The organism is Pseudomonas sp. SDO5215_S409 (assembly GCF_054071325.1).
This window is the reverse complement of record NZ_JBSVWN010000009.1, coordinates 99,526-115,287: the sequence shown is the minus strand read 5'-3', so window position 1 is coordinate 115,287 and position 15,762 is coordinate 99,526. Positions and strand designations below refer to the sequence as shown.

At 59.3% G+C, this 15,762-nt stretch carries 12 protein-coding genes; 1 reads left to right on the top strand and 11 read right to left on the bottom strand.

Going from position 1 to position 15,762, the window contains the following annotated elements; all coding sequences use genetic code 11:
* Window positions 1-11: 11 nt before the first annotated feature.
* From htpG to ACW9H9_RS07630, 3 genes are all read right to left on the bottom strand, one after another.
* A complete protein-coding gene (htpG, locus tag ACW9H9_RS07640) occupies window positions 12-1,916 on the bottom strand; it encodes a molecular chaperone HtpG (protein WP_457342458.1) in 1,905 nt (634 codons plus the stop codon).
* A gap of 87 nt (window positions 1,917-2,003) precedes the next feature.
* Window positions 2,004-2,456, bottom strand: a complete 453-nt coding sequence (locus ACW9H9_RS07635) for a PaaI family thioesterase (RefSeq protein WP_457342459.1) — start codon at window positions 2,454-2,456, stop codon at window positions 2,004-2,006.
* Window positions 2,453-2,908 carry a PaaI family thioesterase gene (locus ACW9H9_RS07630; RefSeq protein ID WP_457342460.1) on the bottom strand — a complete coding sequence of 152 codons (456 nt, stop codon included), beginning with the start codon at window positions 2,906-2,908 and terminating at the stop codon, window positions 2,453-2,455. Before ACW9H9_RS07630 ends, ACW9H9_RS07635 begins: the two co-directional genes overlap by 4 nt.
* A 159-nt stretch (window positions 2,909-3,067) precedes the next feature.
* Between ACW9H9_RS07630 and ACW9H9_RS07625 the strand changes: the two genes are divergently transcribed.
* Window positions 3,068-3,310 (top strand): hypothetical protein, encoded by a 243-nt coding sequence (locus ACW9H9_RS07625; RefSeq protein ID WP_457342461.1) that lies wholly within the window; start codon window positions 3,068-3,070, stop codon window positions 3,308-3,310.
* Between the two features lie 171 nt (window positions 3,311-3,481).
* On the opposite strand, the gene brnQ is transcribed toward ACW9H9_RS07625, so the two are convergent.
* From brnQ to sdhA, 8 genes are all read right to left on the bottom strand, one after another.
* Window positions 3,482-4,795: a branched-chain amino acid transport system II carrier protein gene (brnQ, locus tag ACW9H9_RS07620; protein WP_457342462.1), complete on the bottom strand. Its 1,314-nt coding sequence runs from the start codon at window positions 4,793-4,795 to the stop codon at window positions 3,482-3,484.
* A 331-nt stretch (window positions 4,796-5,126) separates the two neighbouring features.
* Complete coding sequence (gene sucD / locus ACW9H9_RS07615; RefSeq protein WP_071496227.1) at window positions 5,127-6,008, bottom strand: succinate--CoA ligase subunit alpha; 882 nt, start codon at window positions 6,006-6,008, stop codon at window positions 5,127-5,129.
* Window positions 6,008-7,174 (bottom strand): ADP-forming succinate--CoA ligase subunit beta, encoded by a 1,167-nt coding sequence (sucC, locus tag ACW9H9_RS07610; RefSeq protein WP_457342463.1) that lies wholly within the window; start codon window positions 7,172-7,174, stop codon window positions 6,008-6,010. The genes sucD and sucC overlap by 1 nt, the downstream gene beginning before the upstream one ends.
* A 209-nt stretch (window positions 7,175-7,383) precedes the next feature.
* Window positions 7,384-8,820 (bottom strand): dihydrolipoyl dehydrogenase, encoded by a 1,437-nt coding sequence (gene lpdA, locus ACW9H9_RS07605; protein ID WP_457342464.1) that lies wholly within the window; start codon window positions 8,818-8,820, stop codon window positions 7,384-7,386.
* 95 nt (window positions 8,821-8,915) lie between these two features.
* Window positions 8,916-10,136 (bottom strand): 2-oxoglutarate dehydrogenase complex dihydrolipoyllysine-residue succinyltransferase, encoded by a 1,221-nt coding sequence (gene odhB / locus ACW9H9_RS07600; RefSeq protein ID WP_457342465.1) that lies wholly within the window; start codon window positions 10,134-10,136, stop codon window positions 8,916-8,918.
* Window positions 10,137-10,179: 43 nt separating this feature from the next.
* Complete coding sequence (locus tag ACW9H9_RS07595) at window positions 10,180-13,011, bottom strand: 2-oxoglutarate dehydrogenase E1 component (RefSeq protein WP_457342466.1); 2,832 nt, start codon at window positions 13,009-13,011, stop codon at window positions 10,180-10,182.
* Between the two features lie 259 nt (window positions 13,012-13,270).
* Window positions 13,271-13,975, bottom strand: coding sequence for a succinate dehydrogenase iron-sulfur subunit (locus ACW9H9_RS07590; protein ID WP_457342467.1), 705 nt, complete (start codon window positions 13,973-13,975; stop codon window positions 13,271-13,273).
* An 11-nt stretch (window positions 13,976-13,986) separates the two neighbouring features.
* Window positions 13,987-15,759: a succinate dehydrogenase flavoprotein subunit gene (gene sdhA, locus ACW9H9_RS07585; protein ID WP_457342468.1), complete on the bottom strand. Its 1,773-nt coding sequence runs from the start codon at window positions 15,757-15,759 to the stop codon at window positions 13,987-13,989.
* Window positions 15,760-15,762 lie beyond the last annotated feature (3 nt).

Genomic DNA, 15,762 nt, shown 5'->3' with positions numbered 1-15,762 from the left:
TTACAACGGTGTTAAACCGACAGTTCAACCAACAGCTTGTTCAACCGGCGCACATACGCCGCCGGGTCTTTCAGGCTGTCGCCGGCCGCCAGGGCCGCCTGGTCGAAGAGGATGTGCGACAGGTCGCCAAAACGCTCTTCGCTCTGCTCGCCATCGAGTTTCTCGATCAGCGGGTGAGCCGGGTTGAATTCGAAGATCGGCTTGGAGTCCGGTACTTTCTGGCCGCTAGCCTCAAGGATCTGACGCATCTGCAGGCCCAGGTCCTGCTCACCGATGGCCAGAATCGCCGGGGAGTCGGTCAGACGATGCGAAACCCGCACTTCGCTGACAGCATCGCCCAAGGCGGTCCTGATGCGCTCAACCAGGCCTTCTTTGGCCTTGGCCACTTCTTCGGCCGCCTTCTTGTCTTCTTCCGAATCCAGGTTGCCCAGGTCCAGGTCGCCACGCGCCACGTCGACAAAGTTCTTGCCGTCGAACTCGGTGAGGTAGCTCATCAGCCACTCGTCGATACGGTCGGTGAGCAGCAGCACTTCGATGCCTTTCTTGCGGAAGACTTCCAGGTGCGGGCTGTTCTTGACCTGGGCGTGGGTTTCACCGGTCAGGTAGTAGATCTTGTCCTGACCTTCCTTGGCACGGGCCAAGTACTCGGCCAGGGCCACCACTTGCTCACCGTCTTCACCTTGAGTCGAGGCAAAACGCAGCAAGCCGGCGATTTTTTCCTTGTTGGCGAAGTCTTCCGCCGGGCCTTCTTTCATGACCTGGCCGAAGTTCTTCCAGAAGCCTTTGTAGTGCTCAGGCTCGTTCTTGGCCAGTTTTTCCAGCATGTCGAGGACACGCTTGGTCAGCGCCGACTTCATTGAGTCGATGATCGGGTCTTTTTGCAGGATTTCCCGCGACACGTTCAGCGACAGGTCATTGGAGTCGACCACGCCCTTGATAAAGCGCAGGTACAGCGGCAGGAACGATTCGGCCTGGTCCATCACGAACACGCGCTGCACGTACAGCTTCAGGCCCTTCGGCGCTTCACGCTGGTACAGGTCGAACGGGGCACGGGCCGGTACGTAGAGCAGCGAGCTGTATTCCAGCTTGCCTTCGACCTTGTTGTGGCTCCAGCTCAGCGGGTTTTCGTAGTCGTGGGCGATGTGTTTGTAGAACTCCTGGTATTCCTCTTCCTTGACGTCGGTACGAGGACGGGTCCACAAGGCGCTCGCGCGGTTGACCACTTCCCATTCCTGGGCCGGGGCCTCTTCGCCTTCGGCAGCCGCTTGTTCTTTCGGCAATTCGATAGGCAGGGCGATGTGATCGGAGTACTTCTTGATGACGTTGCGCAGGCGCCAGCCATCGGCGAACTCGTCTTCACCCGATTTCAGGTGCAGCACGATGCGAGTGCCGCGGTCTGCCTTGTCGACAGTGGCGATTTCGAACTCGCCCTCGCCTTTGGAGGACCAGTGCACGCCCTCGCCCGCCGCCAGGCCGGCACGACGGCTGAACACTTCAACCTTGTCGGCCACGATGAAGGCCGAATAGAAGCCCACGCCAAACTGGCCGATCAGGTGGGAGTCTTTCTTTTGGTCGCCCGACAGGTTCTTCATGAAGTCGGCAGTACCGGATTTTGCGATGGTGCCCAGGTGGGTGATCGCATCGTCACGGCTCATGCCGATACCGTTGTCTTCGAGGGTGACGGTCTTGGCGTCTTTGTCGAAGCTCACGCGGATTTTCAGTTCGGCGCCACCTTCCAGCAACTCAGGCTGGGAGAGGGCTTCAAAACGTAATTTGTCGACCGCGTCAGAGGCGTTCGAGATCAATTCGCGAAGGAAAATTTCCTTGTTGGAATACAGCGAATGGATCATGAGGTGCAGCAGTTGCTTCACCTCGGTCTGGAAGCCCAGGGTTTCCTTTTGAGTTTCCACACTCATGGTCATCAAACTCCAATTGGATGGCAGTGGCCGCGCCCTCAAGGGCGGCGGCGGGTTGTCATCAAAGTGGGGCCTCGGCGCGGGATTTCAAGGGCCGGCTATTTCTTCGATCTTGAAATGTGCACGCGCGGTGGCGATCGGCTCGGCCTCGGTGCTTTGCCAGGCCGTGATTGCCACGTTTGCCACCCGCCGCCCCTGGCGCCACACCTGGCACTTGGCGTAGGTGTCGCGAAGCTGGCCAGCACGCAGGTAATCCAGGGAAAAGTCGATGATCTTCGGCACGTGCGGCGAGCCGGTCAACACTTGCAGGTGCAGCGCAGCCGACAACTCCATGAACCCTGCGATGACGCCGCCATGCAGCGCAGGCAATGTGGGGTTGCCAATGTTGTCTGGGCGGGCCGGCAGGCGAAACAGCAGCTCGTCGCCCTGGCGCGTGCACTCAAGGCCGATCAGCCGGGCATAGGGGATAAGGTTGAGCACCGCTTCATAGTTGCCCCGGGCATGGGCTTGTTGCAGACGGGTCTTGAATTGATGAGTCATGCCCGCACTCCTTGCGTACCTTTGGTCCGCTTGCCCAGGCGCATGAACGTACCCACGACATGGGCGATCGGCTGCTGCGGATCGTCCTGGTAGGCAAAGCCACGCGCAAAAATTACCTCACGGGTAAGGCGATAGCACTCGGCGAACCCAAACACCGGCTGGTGCGGTTCAGCCGGGTGCATGTAATCCACGCGCAGGTCGAGCGTAGGACACACCTCGAACTCCGGTAGCACGCACAAGGTGGACAGGCCGCAGGCGGTGTCCATCAATGAGGTCAGTGCACCGCCGTGGATCACACCGCTCTGTTGGTCCCCCACAAGATGGGCGCCATAGGGCAACACCAGCGTCATGCCTGCCTCGCTGGCGGCGTGCACCTGAATGCCCAGCACCTGGCAATGACGCATGGCTGATATAAAGCGTGTGGCACGGGCGAAAAGAGGGTTTTCGGTCATTCGTCAAAGACTCTTATTAGTGTGAAGGCTTGGGGGAGTATGTAACCGGAACGAAAGTTCCCCTTAGAAACGTCTTATATATCTGAGGGATAAAATGAACTAAGCGCAGGGCACGGGCTCAAAATGCCAGTAGATATCTTCAATAAGGAGAAACACCCCATGCGCAAGACTTTAGCTGTTTCCTTGATGTTGGCCGCTGCCCTTGGCCTCGCCGCCTGCGATAAAAAATCCGAGGACAAAGCTCAGGATGCGAACCAACACGCTGAACAAGCTCAACAAAAAATGAGCGAAGCTCAGGATAAAGTGAACGACGCCGCAAAAGAAAACGCCGAAGCTGCCAAAGCCCAGCAAGAATCGAACGAAGCCGCAGCAAAAGAAGCAGCGCCCGCTACCGGTTCTTGAGTCTCACGGCTTGATGACGGCAAGTTAATCGCCGTGCTCTAAAACAAAAACCCGCCAAGTGCGGGTTTTTGTTTGTCGGGTGTTTTTTACAGGGCCTGCCAAGCACGCCCATAAAAAATGCCCCGCGCCTTGTAAGCCGGGGCATTGGAGTAGCGGTGCAAATACCCGGTATTAAGCGAGGGCTTCGCTGCGCTTGCCCAGGGCACGGTCAATAACGACCGCAATCACCAGGGTCATCACCGAAGGCACCAGCCACGCCAGGCCTTGCTCACTCAACGGCAGGGTCGCCAGGGGCCCCGGCATCCAGCCCGCCAGGTCAGCCCCTTTGAGCGCGTCGATGCAACCGAAGATGAACGACACCAACATCACGGGCCCAACGATACGCCCCTGCTCCTGCCAGAAACCTTTGCAGAAGCTCAAGGCCACCAGCACGATGCACGGCGGGTAGATCGCGGTGAGCACCGGAATAGAAAACGCGATGAGCTTGGTCAGGCCCAAGTTGGACACCACCAGCGAAAACACTGCCAGGATAATTACCAGCGTCTTGTAGGACAGTGGCAGTACGCGGCTGAAGTATTCCGCACAGGCGCAGGTCAGGCCCACCGCCGTCACCAGGCACGCCAGGGAAATCAGTACGGCAAGAAAGCCGCTGCCCAGCGAACCAAAGGTGTGCTGAACGTAGGCATGCAACACGGCGGCGCCGTTGGTGGCACCCACTGCCACTTCATGGCTGCCGGAGCCGAGGCGGAACAGGCTGATGTACACCAGCGCCAGACCTACCCCAGCAATCAATCCGGCGATGATCGCGTAACGGGTGATCAACTGGGGCGACTCGACGCCACGGGAGCGAATGGCGTTGACGATCACGATACCGAACACCAGCGCGCCCAGCGTATCCATGGTCAGGTAACCATTGATGAAGCCCTGGGAAAACGGCGCGGCCACGTACTCAGGGGTGGCGACACCCACGTCACCGGCCGGCAAGGCAAAGGCCGCAATACCCAACACTGCCAGGGCAATGATCTTCAACGGCGCCAGAAAGCGGCCCACGGTGTCCAGCAAACGGCCGGGGTACAGGGAAATGAAGAACACCAGCAAAAAGTACACGGAGCTGTACAGAAACAGCGCCAGCGGGCTTTCGCCGGTCAGGGGCGCCAGGCCGACTTCAAAGGACACCGTCGCGGTACGCGGGGTGGCGAACAACGGCCCGACCGCCAGGTAAGCCGCCGCTGCCAGCACGCCGCCGGCGATCTTGCCGATGGGGCTGCTCAGTGCGTCCATGCCACCGCCGACCTTGGCCAGCGCGATCACGGTCACAACGGGCAGGCCGACGGCGGTGATCAGAAAGCCCAGTGCGGCGATCCACACATGTGGACCGGACTGCAAACCCACGATCGGCGGGAAGATGATGTTGCCAGCACCCACGAACAGGGCAAAGGTCATAAAACCCAGCGCCAGGATGTCCTGGCTTTTCAACACTTTCATTTGAGGAAATACCACACTGCTGAATCGGAATTTAGAGAGGGCTTCCCTATGGATGAGGGAAATACTGCCGGCCCTGATGGGGGCCGACCTGTCTAGCGCGCGACGGCCTTGTGGGCTGCGGACGCATAAAGAGGCGGCTAGCGTACAGAAATTGGCGGTCGAACGCACTGTTAGGGGGCAAACTGTCCGATTCGCGACATTTCAGTGTCGCGTTCTTATATCTAATAGGAATCCCGTGCCAAAGCGCAGGCGGGCTTGAGGCAATGCCAGAAAGCACAAAGGCCACCCGAAGGTGGCCTTTGTGGGATGAAGCGTCAGTTAAGCGCGAGGCTTACTTGACCGCCCAACCTGTCAGCTCGGCCAGGGCCTTGCCGATGTCTGCCAGCGAACGCACGGTTTTAACGCCTGCGTCTTGCAGTGCAGCGAATTTCTCGTCTGCAGTGCCTTTGCCGCCAGAGATGATTGCGCCCGCATGGCCCATGCGCTTGCCCGCAGGGGCAGTCACACCAGCGATGTAGGAAACAACTGGCTTGGTCACGTGTGCCTTGATGTAGGCAGCCGCTTCTTCTTCAGCCGAACCGCCGATCTCACCGATCATCACGATCGCTTCGGTCTTCGGGTCTTCCTGGAACAGCTTCAGGATGTCGATGAAGTTGGAGCCTGGGATCGGGTCACCGCCGATGCCGACGCAAGTCGACTGACCGAAACCGGCGTCAGTGGTCTGCTTCACAGCTTCGTAGGTCAGGGTGCCGGAACGGGAAACGATACCGACTTTACCTGGCAAGTGAATGTGACCTGGCATGATGCCGATCTTGCATTCGCCTGGGGTGATCACGCCTGGGCAGTTAGGGCCGATCAGGGTAACACCCAGCTCGTCGCACTTAACCTTAGCGTCCAGCATGTCCAGGGTAGGAATGCCTTCGGTGATGCACACGATCAGCTTGATGCCGCCAAAGGCTGCTTCCAGGATCGAGTCTTTGCAAAAAGGTGCTGGAACGTAGATCACGCTGGCGGTGGCGCCAGTGGCAGCTACAGCGTCTTTCACGGTGTTGAACACGGGCAGGCCCAGGTGCTCGGTGCCGCCTTTGCCTGGCGTTACGCCGCCAACCATCTTGGTGCCGTATTCGATGGCTTGCTGGGTGTGGAAACTACCTTGCGAACCGGTAATACCCTGGCAGATAACTTTGGTGTCTTTATTGATCAGGACGCTCATTATTTGCCCTCCGCAGCTTTGACAACTTGTTGAGCAGCGTCGGTCAGGCTGGTAGCCGCGATGATGTTCAAACCGCTTTCTGCCAGTACTTTAGCGCCCAGCTCAGCGTTGTTACCTTCAAGGCGAACAACCACCGGGATTTTAACGCCGACTTCTTTCACTGCACCGATGATGCCTTCGGCAATCATGTCGCAACGAACGATGCCGCCGAAGATGTTGACCAGTACTGCTGCGACGTTGGAGTCGGACAGGATGATCTTGAACGCTTCGGTCACGCGCTCTTTGGTCGCACCGCCGCCCACGTCCAGGAAGTTGGCTGGCTTGCCGCCGTGCAGGTTGACGATGTCCATGGTGCCCATGGCCAGGCCAGCGCCGTTTACCATGCAGCCGATGTTGCCTTCCAGTGCTACGTAGTTCAGTTCGAACTTGGCAGCGTGCGCTTCGCGCGGATCGTCTTGCGACGGATCGTGGAAAGTCTTCAGTTTAGGCTGACGGTACATGGCGTTGGCGTCGATGTTGATCTTGGCATCCAGGCAGTGCAGATCGCCATCAGCCTTGATCACCAGCGGGTTCACTTCCAGCAGGGCCAGATCGTGATCCTGGAACAGTTTGGCCAGACCTACGAAGATCTTGGCGAACTGGGCAACTTGCTTGCCTTCCAGGCCCAGCTGGAAAGCCAGCTCGCGACCCTGGAATGGCTGAGCGCCAACCAGTGGATCGATGGCGGCCTTCAGAATTTTTTCTGGGGTTTCGTGAGCGATTTTCTCGATGTCCACGCCACCTTCGGTGGAAGCCATGAACACGATGCGACGGCTCGAACGGTCAACGACAGCGCCCAGGTACAGCTCTTTAGCGATATCAGTGCACGATTCAACCAGGATCTTGGTGACTGGTTGGCCATTGGCGTCAGTCTGGTAAGTCACCAGACGCTTGCCCAGCCACTGCTGTGCGAAGGCCTTGGCGTCTTCTTTGCTGCGAACCAGCTTAACGCCGCCCGCTTTACCGCGACCACCGGCGTGAACCTGGGCTTTAACAACCCACTCAGTGCCGCCGATTTTGTCGCAAGCTTCTGCTGCTGCTTCCGGGGTGTCTACTGCGTAACCCTTGGATACTGGCAGGCCGTATTCAGCGAACAGCTGCTTACCCTGATACTCGTGAAGATTCATGCTTATTACCGTCTTCGTTAGGTACTGCGCATTCGGTGCTGCACTAGGGGTGCCGCACCACCTGTGACTGCTGCTCGCGCAGTCAAACCACCAAAAGCCTCGGCCCTGGGTGGGATCACTGCGCAAGACTGCGTCCGGCGGACATTCCGCGGTGAGTCTTGCGCGCAAGGCTCACGACGGGCAACCGCCGTGGTTTCTTATTATCTCGCTTAGCGCTTCTTGCGGTTGGCGATGTGGATGGCGCCGCCATTCACCGCCAACGCCGCTTCGTGCAACGCTTCGGACAGGGTCGGATGGGAGAAGACCATCATGCCCAGGTCCTCGGCACTGGTGCCGAATTCCATACCGATAGCGCCCTGCTGAACCAGTTCTGCAGCGCTTGGGCCAATCACGTGGACGCCCAATACGCGGTCAGTCTTGGCATCAGCGATGACTTTGACGAAACCACCGGTGTCGTTCGCTGCCATGGCACGGCCAGAGGCGGCAAACGGGAAGGTGCCGACGTTAACTTCAACGCCTTCAGCTTTCAACTGTTGTTCGTTTTTACCGACCCATGCAATTTCCGGGTGGGTGTAGATAACCGACGGGATCAGGTCGTAGTTCATCTGGGTCTTGTGACCCTTGATGCGCTCGACAACCATGATGCCTTCTTCGGACGCTTTGTGCGCCAGCATCATGCCGCGCACCACGTCACCAATGGCGTAGACGCCTGGAACGGTGGTAGCGCAGTGGTCGTCAACGTGGATGAAACCACGCTCGTCCATGTTCACGCCGCTGTCGGCAGCCAACAGGTCGGTGGTCACTGGACGGCGACCCACGGCTACGATCAGCTTGTCGAAAGTGATGGTCTGTTCGCCATCCTTGTCGGTGTAGGTCACCACTACTTCTTCGCCGTTGACCTTGGAACCGGTCACGCGTGCGCCCAGCTTGATGTCCAGACCTTGTTTGGTCAGGGTTTTCAGCGCTTCTTTGGACACCGCGGTGTCGGCAGCCAGCAGGAACGTGTCCAAGGCTTCCAGAACGGTCACTTCGGCGCCCAGGCGGGACCATACCGAACCCAGTTCCAGGCCGATCACGCCAGCACCGATCACGCCCAGACGCTTAGGCACAGCCTGGAATTCCAGGGCGCCGGTGGAGTCAACGATCACGTTCTTGTCCACTGGAGCAGGCGGGATGTCGATTGGACGCGAACCTGGCGCCAGGATCACGTTTTCGGCTTCGATGACTTCAACCGAACCGTCAGGCTTGGTGACTTCAACCTTCTTGCCCGCCAGCAGTTTGCCGTGGCCCTGGATCGAAGTAACGCCGTTGGCCTTGAACAAGGTGGCAACGCCGGAGGTCAGGCCTTTAACGATGTTGGCCTTGCGGCCGACCATCGCTGGCACGTCCATGGTCACGCCAGCGTGGCTGATACCGTGGATGGCAAAACCGTCTTGGGCTTCGTGGAATTTCCAGGAGCTGTCCAGCAGCGCCTTGGAAGGAATGCAACCCACGTTCAGGCACGTACCGCCCAGGGCCAGTTTGCCTTCCTTGTCGGTGTATTTTTCGATGCACGCAGTCGAGAGGCCCAGTTGCGCAGCCTTGATGGCGGCAACGTAGCCGCCAGGGCCGGCGCCAATCACTACAACGTCAAATTTCTGTGTCATAAAAGGTTCCCTTTTAGGAGCAAGCTAGAAGCTGCAAGCCGCACGTTGAAGCCCGTCGAGCGTGGGGCTTGCAACGTGCGACGTGCAGCTGCTTTTTAGATATCCAGCAGCAGGCGAGCCGGGTCTTCCAGCAGGTTCTTGATGGTGACCAGGAACGTCACGGCTTCTTTACCGTCGATCAGGCGGTGATCGTAAGACAGGGCCAGGTACATCATCGGGCGGATCACGACTTGACCGTTGATCGCCATAGGACGCTGGATGATGTTGTGCATACCCAGGATCGCGGCTTGTGGCGGGTTGACGATCGGGGTCGACATCATCGAACCGAAAGTACCACCGTTAGTGATGGTGAAGGTGCCGCCGGTCATCTCGTCGATGGACAGCTTGCCGTCACGGGCTTTCTTGCCGAAGGTGGCGATGCCGCCTTCGATTTCAGCCAGGCTCATCAGCTCGGCGTTACGCAGAACCGGCACCACCAGGCCACGGTCGCTGGAAACGGCAACGCCGACGTCCGCGTAGCCGTGGTAAACGATGTCGCTGCCGTCGATCGAGGCGTTGACCGCCGGGAAGCGCTTGAGTGCTTCGGTCGCCGCCTTCACGAAGAAGGACATGAAGCCCAGGCGCACGCCGTTGTGGGACTTCTCGAACAGGTCCTTGTACTTCGAGCGCAGGGCCATGACTTCGGTCATGTCGACTTCGTTGAACGTGGTCAGCATCGCCATGTTCGATTGCGCTTCAACCAGACGCTTGGCCACGGTGGCACGTACGCGGGTCATCGGAACGCGCTTCTCGGTGCGGTCGCCAGCAGCGAACACCGGTGCAGCGGCAGCCGGGGCAGCAGCCTTGGCAGGCGCGGCAGCCGGAGCGGCTTTCTTGGCAGCAACGGCTGCAACCACGTCTTCCTTGGTCACGCGACCGCCTTTGCCAGTACCGGCAACGGACGCGATGTTGATGCCGTTTTCTTCAGCCAGCTTGCGCGCAGCAGGTGCGGCAACCGGATCGTCTTCGCCAGCGTCGGCGGCAGCAGCGGCCGGAGCGGCAGCGGGTGCAGCAGCGGCGGCCGGAGCAGCAGCAGCGCCGCCCGCTTCGATCGAGCCCAGTACCTGGTTGGACAGGACGGTAGCGCCCTCTTCAGCCACGATAGCGCCCAGGACGCCGTCGGCTTCGGCCAACACTTCCAGTACGACCTTGTCGGTTTCGATGTCGACGATCAGGTCGTCACGCTTTACAGCGTCGCCTGGTTTTTTGTGCCAGGTGGCAACGGTGCCGTCGGCAACCGACTCCGGGAATGACGGGGCTTTGATTTCGATAGCCATTATCTGTGGTCCTTAAAATTCGGTTTCAGTCAGCGCGAAGGCGTTAAACAGTGAAAGCATCTTGCAGCAGTTTTTCCTGCTGCTCGGCGTGCATCGATGCATACCCGCAAGCCGGTGCAGCAGAAGCATCACGACCGGCGTACTCAAGGCCCAGGGCCTTGTTGTGGTTGCCGATGCTGCGACGCAGGTGATGCTGGCTGCTATACCAGGCGCCCTGGTTCATCGGTTCTTCCTGACACCACACCACATTGGTGAGGTTGGTGTAAGGCGCGATGATCTCCATGAGGTCATCTTCCGGGAACGGGTAAAGCTGCTCGATACGCACGATAGCGATGTCTTCGCGGCCTTCGGCACGGCGTTTTTCCAGCAGGTCGTAGTAGACCTTGCCGCTGCACAGAACGAGACGGGTGACCTTTTTCGGGTCAAGCGTGTCGATTTCCGGAATAACGGTCTGGAACGAACCTTCGGCCAGATCTTCCAGGGTCGAGATGGCCAATTTGTGACGCAACAGCGATTTCGGAGTCAGCACTACCAACGGCTTGCGCAGGGGACGAATCACCTGGCGACGCAGCAAGTGGTAGATCTGGGCCGGGGTAGTCGGCACGCAGACCTGAATGTTGTGCTCGGCGCACAGCTGCAGGTAACGCTCCAGACGGGCCGAGGAGTGCTCCGGGCCCTGACCTTCATAACCGTGCGGCAGCAGCATGGTCAGACCGCACAGGCGGCCCCACTTGTGCTCGCCGCTGGTGATGAATTGGTCGATCACCACCTGGGCGCCGTTGGCGAAGTCGCCGAACTGGGCTTCCCAGATCACCAGCGCGTTTGGCGTGGTGGTCGAGTAACCGTATTCGAACGCCAGTACGGCTTCCTCGGACAGGAACGAGTCGTACAGGTCGAAACGTGGCTGGCCTTCGTACAGGTTTTGCAGCGGGATGTAGGTGCCCGCGTCTTTCTGGTTGTGCAATACCGCGTGACGGTGCGAGAACGTACCACGGCCGATGTCCTGGCCGGTCATGCGGATCGGGTGACCTTCGAAAGCCAGGGTCGCGTATGCCATGGTTTCGGCATAACCCCAGTTGATCGGCAGGCCGCCGGCTTGCATCTTCTGACGGTCTTCGTAGATCTTTGCAACCTGGCGCTGAACCACGAAGCCTTCCGGAATTTCCAGCAGCTTGGCGGAAAGTTCCTGCAAGGTTTTCAGATCAAAGGACGTGTCGTGACGGGCGGTCCAGGTGTGGCCCAAGTACGGGCGCCAGTCAACGAACAGCTCTTTGTTCGGCTCCTTGACCAGGCTTTTCACCACGTGCAGACCATTGTCCAGCGCGCTGCGGTATTCATCGACCTTGGCCTGAACACGCGCGTCGTCAACCACACCGGCCTTGGTCAGGCTTTCGGCGTACAGCTCACGGGTGGTGCGCTGCTTGGTGATCTGCTGGTACATCAATGGCTGGGTGCCGCTCGGCTCGTCAGCTTCGTTGTGACCGCGACGGCGGTAGCAAACCAGGTCGATCACCACGTCACGCTTGAACTGCATGCGGTAGTCAACGGCCAGTTGCGTCACGAACAGCACGGCTTCCGGATCATCACCATTCACATGGAGGATCGGCGCCTGGATCATCTTGGCAACGTCGGTGGCGTACTCGGTGGAACGCGCGTCCAACGGGTTGCTGATGGTGAAGCCCACCTGGTTGTTGATGACGATGTGGACAGTACCGCCGGTCTTGAAGCCGCGGGTCTGCGACATCTGGAACGTTTCCAGGACCACGCCTTGACCGGCGAATGCCGCGTCACCGTGGATGGAAATCGGCAGGACTTTTTCGCCGGTCGGGTCGTTACGACGATCCTGACGGGCGCGCACCGAACCCTCGACCACCGGGGAAACGATCTCCAGGTGGGACGGGTTGAATGCCATCGCCAGGTGAACTTCGCCACCTGTGGTCATCACGTTGGACGAGAAGCCCTGGTGGTATTTAACGTCACCGGAACCCAGCTCGACCTTTTTCTTGCCTTCGAACTCGTCGAACAGCTCGCGCGGGTTCTTGCCGAAGGTGTTGACCAGCACGTTCAGACGGCCACGGTGGGCCATGCCGATCACGATTTCCTTGGTGCCGTAGGAGCCGGAACGCTGGATCATTTCGTCGAGCATCGGAATCAGGCTCTCGCCGCCTTCCAGGCCAAAACGCTTGGTGCCCGGGTATTTGGTACCCAGGTATTTTTCCAGGCCTTCGGCCGCCGTCACACGCTCAAGCAGGTGGCTGCGAACGTCGGCGGACAGCACCGGACGGCCACGCACGCCTTCCAGGCGATGCTGGAACCAGTGGCGCTGCTCGGAATCGGTGATGTGCGTGAATTCAGCGCCGATGGTGCGGCAATATGTCTGCTGCAACGCTTCGTGAATTTCGCGTAGGCTCGCTTCCTCTTTGCCGATGAACAGGTCGCCGGCACGGAAGGTCGTATCAAGATCGGCATTGGTCAAGCCGTAATGATTGATCGACAGGTCAGCCGGTGCAGGACGCTGCCAGAGCCCCAGCGGGTCAAGCTGGGACGCCTGGTGGCCACGCATCCGGTAGGCCTGGATCAGTCGCAGTACTTCAACTTGCTTCTTCTCATGCTCACTGCTCACGCTCCCGGCAGAAACCGGTTGGGCGCGGCGCTGGTTCTTTGCCAGCAGCACGAACTGATCGCGAATTGTTGCATGCGATACATCGGTGGCAGCGTTGCCGTCTGAAGACAACGTCTGAAATTTGGTGCGCCATTCTTCTGGCACAGCGTTAGGGTCGTGCAGGTAGAGCTCATAAAGCTCTTCCACATAGGCAGCGTTACCACCTGAAAGATAGCCGCTGTTCCACATGCGCTGCATCACGCTTTCTTGCATGCTTGGTCACCCTCGGTTAGGGGACACCACCGGCGAAGACACCGAGTTTGCTTGCAGAAGTCCGAGTGCAGCGACCAAAACAAGCCACTTAGGATCACGCTGATAGTCCGGGTACCAACCCGGATGCCCCTGCTTGTCTCATTTCTTCAAAATAAGAGCCGTGACCTTGTAAGTCACTGCTCAAGTTAAAACTACGGCGCCGGTTGAAGCCTGCGCCGCAGCATCTACGGGCACAACGGTCCTGCTGTTACAACGTCTGTTACACGCCGCTCTGCAGCAGCATGCTACGCACGTGACCAATGGCCTTAGTCGGGTTCAGGCCTTTGGGACATACGTTGACGCAGTTCATGATCCCGCGGCAGCGGAATACGCTGAACGGGTCATCCAGTGCAGCCAGGCGCTCGGATGTCTTGGTGTCGCGGCTGTCTGCCAGGAAGCGGTACGCTTGCAGCAGGGCAGCCGGGCCCAGGAACTTGTCCGGGTTCCACCAGAAGGACGGGCAGGAAGTCGAGCAGCAAGCGCACAGGATGCACTCGTACAGACCATCGAGCTTCTCGCGCTCTTCCGGGGACTGCAGACGCTCGATGGCCGGAGCCGGCGTGTCGTTCTGCAGGAACGGCTTAACTTTCTCGTATTGCTTGTAGAAGATGCTCATATCGACGACCAGGTCACGGATAACCGGCAAACCTGGCAGCGGACGTACAACGAGCTTGTCTTTCTTCACCACGGCGGACAGCGGCGTGATGCACGCCAGGCCGTTCTTGCCGTTGATGTTCATGCCGTCGGAGCCACAGACCCCTTCGCGGCAAGAGCGACGATAGGAGAACCCTTCGTCCTGTTCCTTGATCAGGGCCAGTACGTCCAGCACCATCAGGTCTTTGCCGCCGGTATCAACGGTGAATTCCTGCATGAACGGCGCAGCGTCCTGATCAGGGTTGTAGCGATAAACACTGACTTTCAACATGGCAGCCACCCTTAGTAAGTCCGAATCTTCGGTTCAAACGTCGGAACCGTCTTCGGCGAGAAGTTCACGGCACGCTTGGTTACGCGCTTGTCACCCGGGAAGTACAGGGTGTGGCACAACCAGTTTTCGTCGTCGCGATCTTCAAAGTCTTCACGAGCGTGAGCACCACGGGATTCTTTACGAACCTCGGCGGCGATCGCCGTCGCTTCAGCCACTTCCAGCAGGTTTTGCAGCTCAAGGGCTTCGATACGAGCGGTGTTGAACGCCTGGCTCTTATCGTTGATCTTCACGTTGGCGATGCGCTTGCGCAGGTCGGCCAGCTGGGCAATACCCTTCTGCATGTATTCGCCAGTACGGAATACACCGAAGTAGTTCTGCATGCAGCTTTGCAGCTCGCGACGCAGGGTGGCTACGTCTTCGCCATCGGTACGCTCGTTCAGCGCGGACAGGCGCGCCAGGGCGGCGTTGATGTCGGCGTCGGTGGCGTCATCGTATTCGATGCCGTCAGTCAGCGCTTTTTCCAGGTGCAGGCCCGCCGCACGGCCGAATACCACCAGGTCGAGCAGCGAGTTGCCGCCCAGACGGTTGGCACCGTGAACCGATACGCACGCCACTTCACCCACGGCGAACAGACCTGGGATGATGGCGTCTTTGCCTTCGCTGTCCTGGGTGATCGCCTGGCCATGAATGTTGGTGGCAACGCCGCCCATCATATAGTGGCAAGTTGGAACAACCGGAACCGGAGCAACCACCGGGTCAACGTGAGCAAAGGTCTTGGACAGCTCGCAAATGCCAGGCAGGCGGCTGTGCAGGACTTCTTCACCCAGGTGATCGAGCTTCAACATCACGTGGTCGCCGTTCGGGCCGCAACCGTTGCCAGCGATGATTTCCTTAACCATCGAGCGAGCAACCACGTCGCGACCGGCCAGGTCTTTAGCGTTTGGCGCATAACGCTCCATGAAACGCTCGCCGTGCTTGTTGATGAGGTAACCCCCTTCACCACGGCAGCCTTCGGTCACCAATACACCGGCGCCGGCGATGCCGGTCGGGTGGAACTGCCACATTTCGATGTCTTGTACCGGCACGCCAGCACGCAAGGCCATGCCCACGCCGTCACCGGTGTTGATCAGGGCGTTGGTGGTCGACGCGTAGATACGGCCTGCACCGCCCGTTGCCAGCACGGTGGCCTTGGCGCGGATGTAGGTGGTTTCGCCGGTTTCGATGCAAATAGCGATCACACCGACGAACGCGCCGTCCTGGTTCTTCACCAGGTCAACTGCGTAGTACTCGTTCAGGAACGTGGTGCCCGCTTTCAGGTTGCCCTGATAAAGGGTGTGCAGCAGGGCGTGACCGGTACGGTCGGACGCAGCGCACGTACGTGCAGCCTGGCCGCCTTTGCCGTAGTCCTTGGACTGGCCACCGAACGGACGCTGGTAGATACGACCGGTTTCGGTGCGGGAGAACGGCAGGCCCATGTGGTCCAGCTCGAACACCGCAGCCGGGCCTTCCTGACACATGTATTCGATAGCGTCCTGGTCACCGATGTAGTCGGAACCCTTGACGGTATCGTACATGTGCCAGCGCCAGTCATCGTTCGGGTCGGCCGAGGCGATGGCGCAGGTGATGCCACCCTGGGCGGACACGGTGTGGGAACGGGTCGGGAACACCTTGGTGATCACGGCAGTCTTGTGACCGCCCTGGGCCAGCTGCAGCGCTGCGCGCATGCCAGCACCGCCGCCACCAATAATGATGGCGTCGAAGGAAATCGTTGGAATGTTAGCCATGAA

What these genes read in the sequence shown, in the direction of transcription:
- lpdA (WP_457342464.1), bottom strand. Translation starts at nt 8,820, where the DNA reads ATGACACAGAAATTTGACGTTGTAGTGATTGGCGCCGGCCCTGGCGGC.
- odhB (WP_457342465.1), bottom strand. Translation starts at nt 10,136, where the DNA reads ATGGCTATCGAAATCAAAGCCCCGTCATTCCCGGAGTCGGTTGCCGAC.
- ACW9H9_RS07635 (WP_457342459.1), bottom strand. Translation starts at nt 2,456, where the DNA reads ATGACTCATCAATTCAAGACCCGTCTGCAACAAGCCCATGCCCGGGGC.
- ACW9H9_RS07630 (WP_457342460.1), bottom strand. Translation starts at nt 2,908, where the DNA reads ATGACCGAAAACCCTCTTTTCGCCCGTGCCACACGCTTTATATCAGCC.
- sdhA (WP_457342468.1), bottom strand. Translation starts at nt 15,759, where the DNA reads ATGGCTAACATTCCAACGATTTCCTTCGACGCCATCATTATTGGTGGC.
- ACW9H9_RS07595 (WP_457342466.1), bottom strand. Translation starts at nt 13,011, where the DNA reads ATGCAAGAAAGCGTGATGCAGCGCATGTGGAACAGCGGCTATCTTTCA.
- sucD (WP_071496227.1), bottom strand. Translation starts at nt 6,008, where the DNA reads ATGAGCGTCCTGATCAATAAAGACACCAAAGTTATCTGCCAGGGTATT.
- ACW9H9_RS07625 (WP_457342461.1), top strand. Translation starts at nt 3,068, where the DNA reads ATGCGCAAGACTTTAGCTGTTTCCTTGATGTTGGCCGCTGCCCTTGGC.
- htpG (WP_457342458.1), bottom strand. Translation starts at nt 1,916, where the DNA reads ATGAGTGTGGAAACTCAAAAGGAAACCCTGGGCTTCCAGACCGAGGTG.
- ACW9H9_RS07590 (WP_457342467.1), bottom strand. Translation starts at nt 13,975, where the DNA reads ATGTTGAAAGTCAGTGTTTATCGCTACAACCCTGATCAGGACGCTGCG.
- brnQ (WP_457342462.1), bottom strand. Translation starts at nt 4,795, where the DNA reads ATGAAAGTGTTGAAAAGCCAGGACATCCTGGCGCTGGGTTTTATGACC.
- sucC (WP_457342463.1), bottom strand. Translation starts at nt 7,174, where the DNA reads ATGAATCTTCACGAGTATCAGGGTAAGCAGCTGTTCGCTGAATACGGC.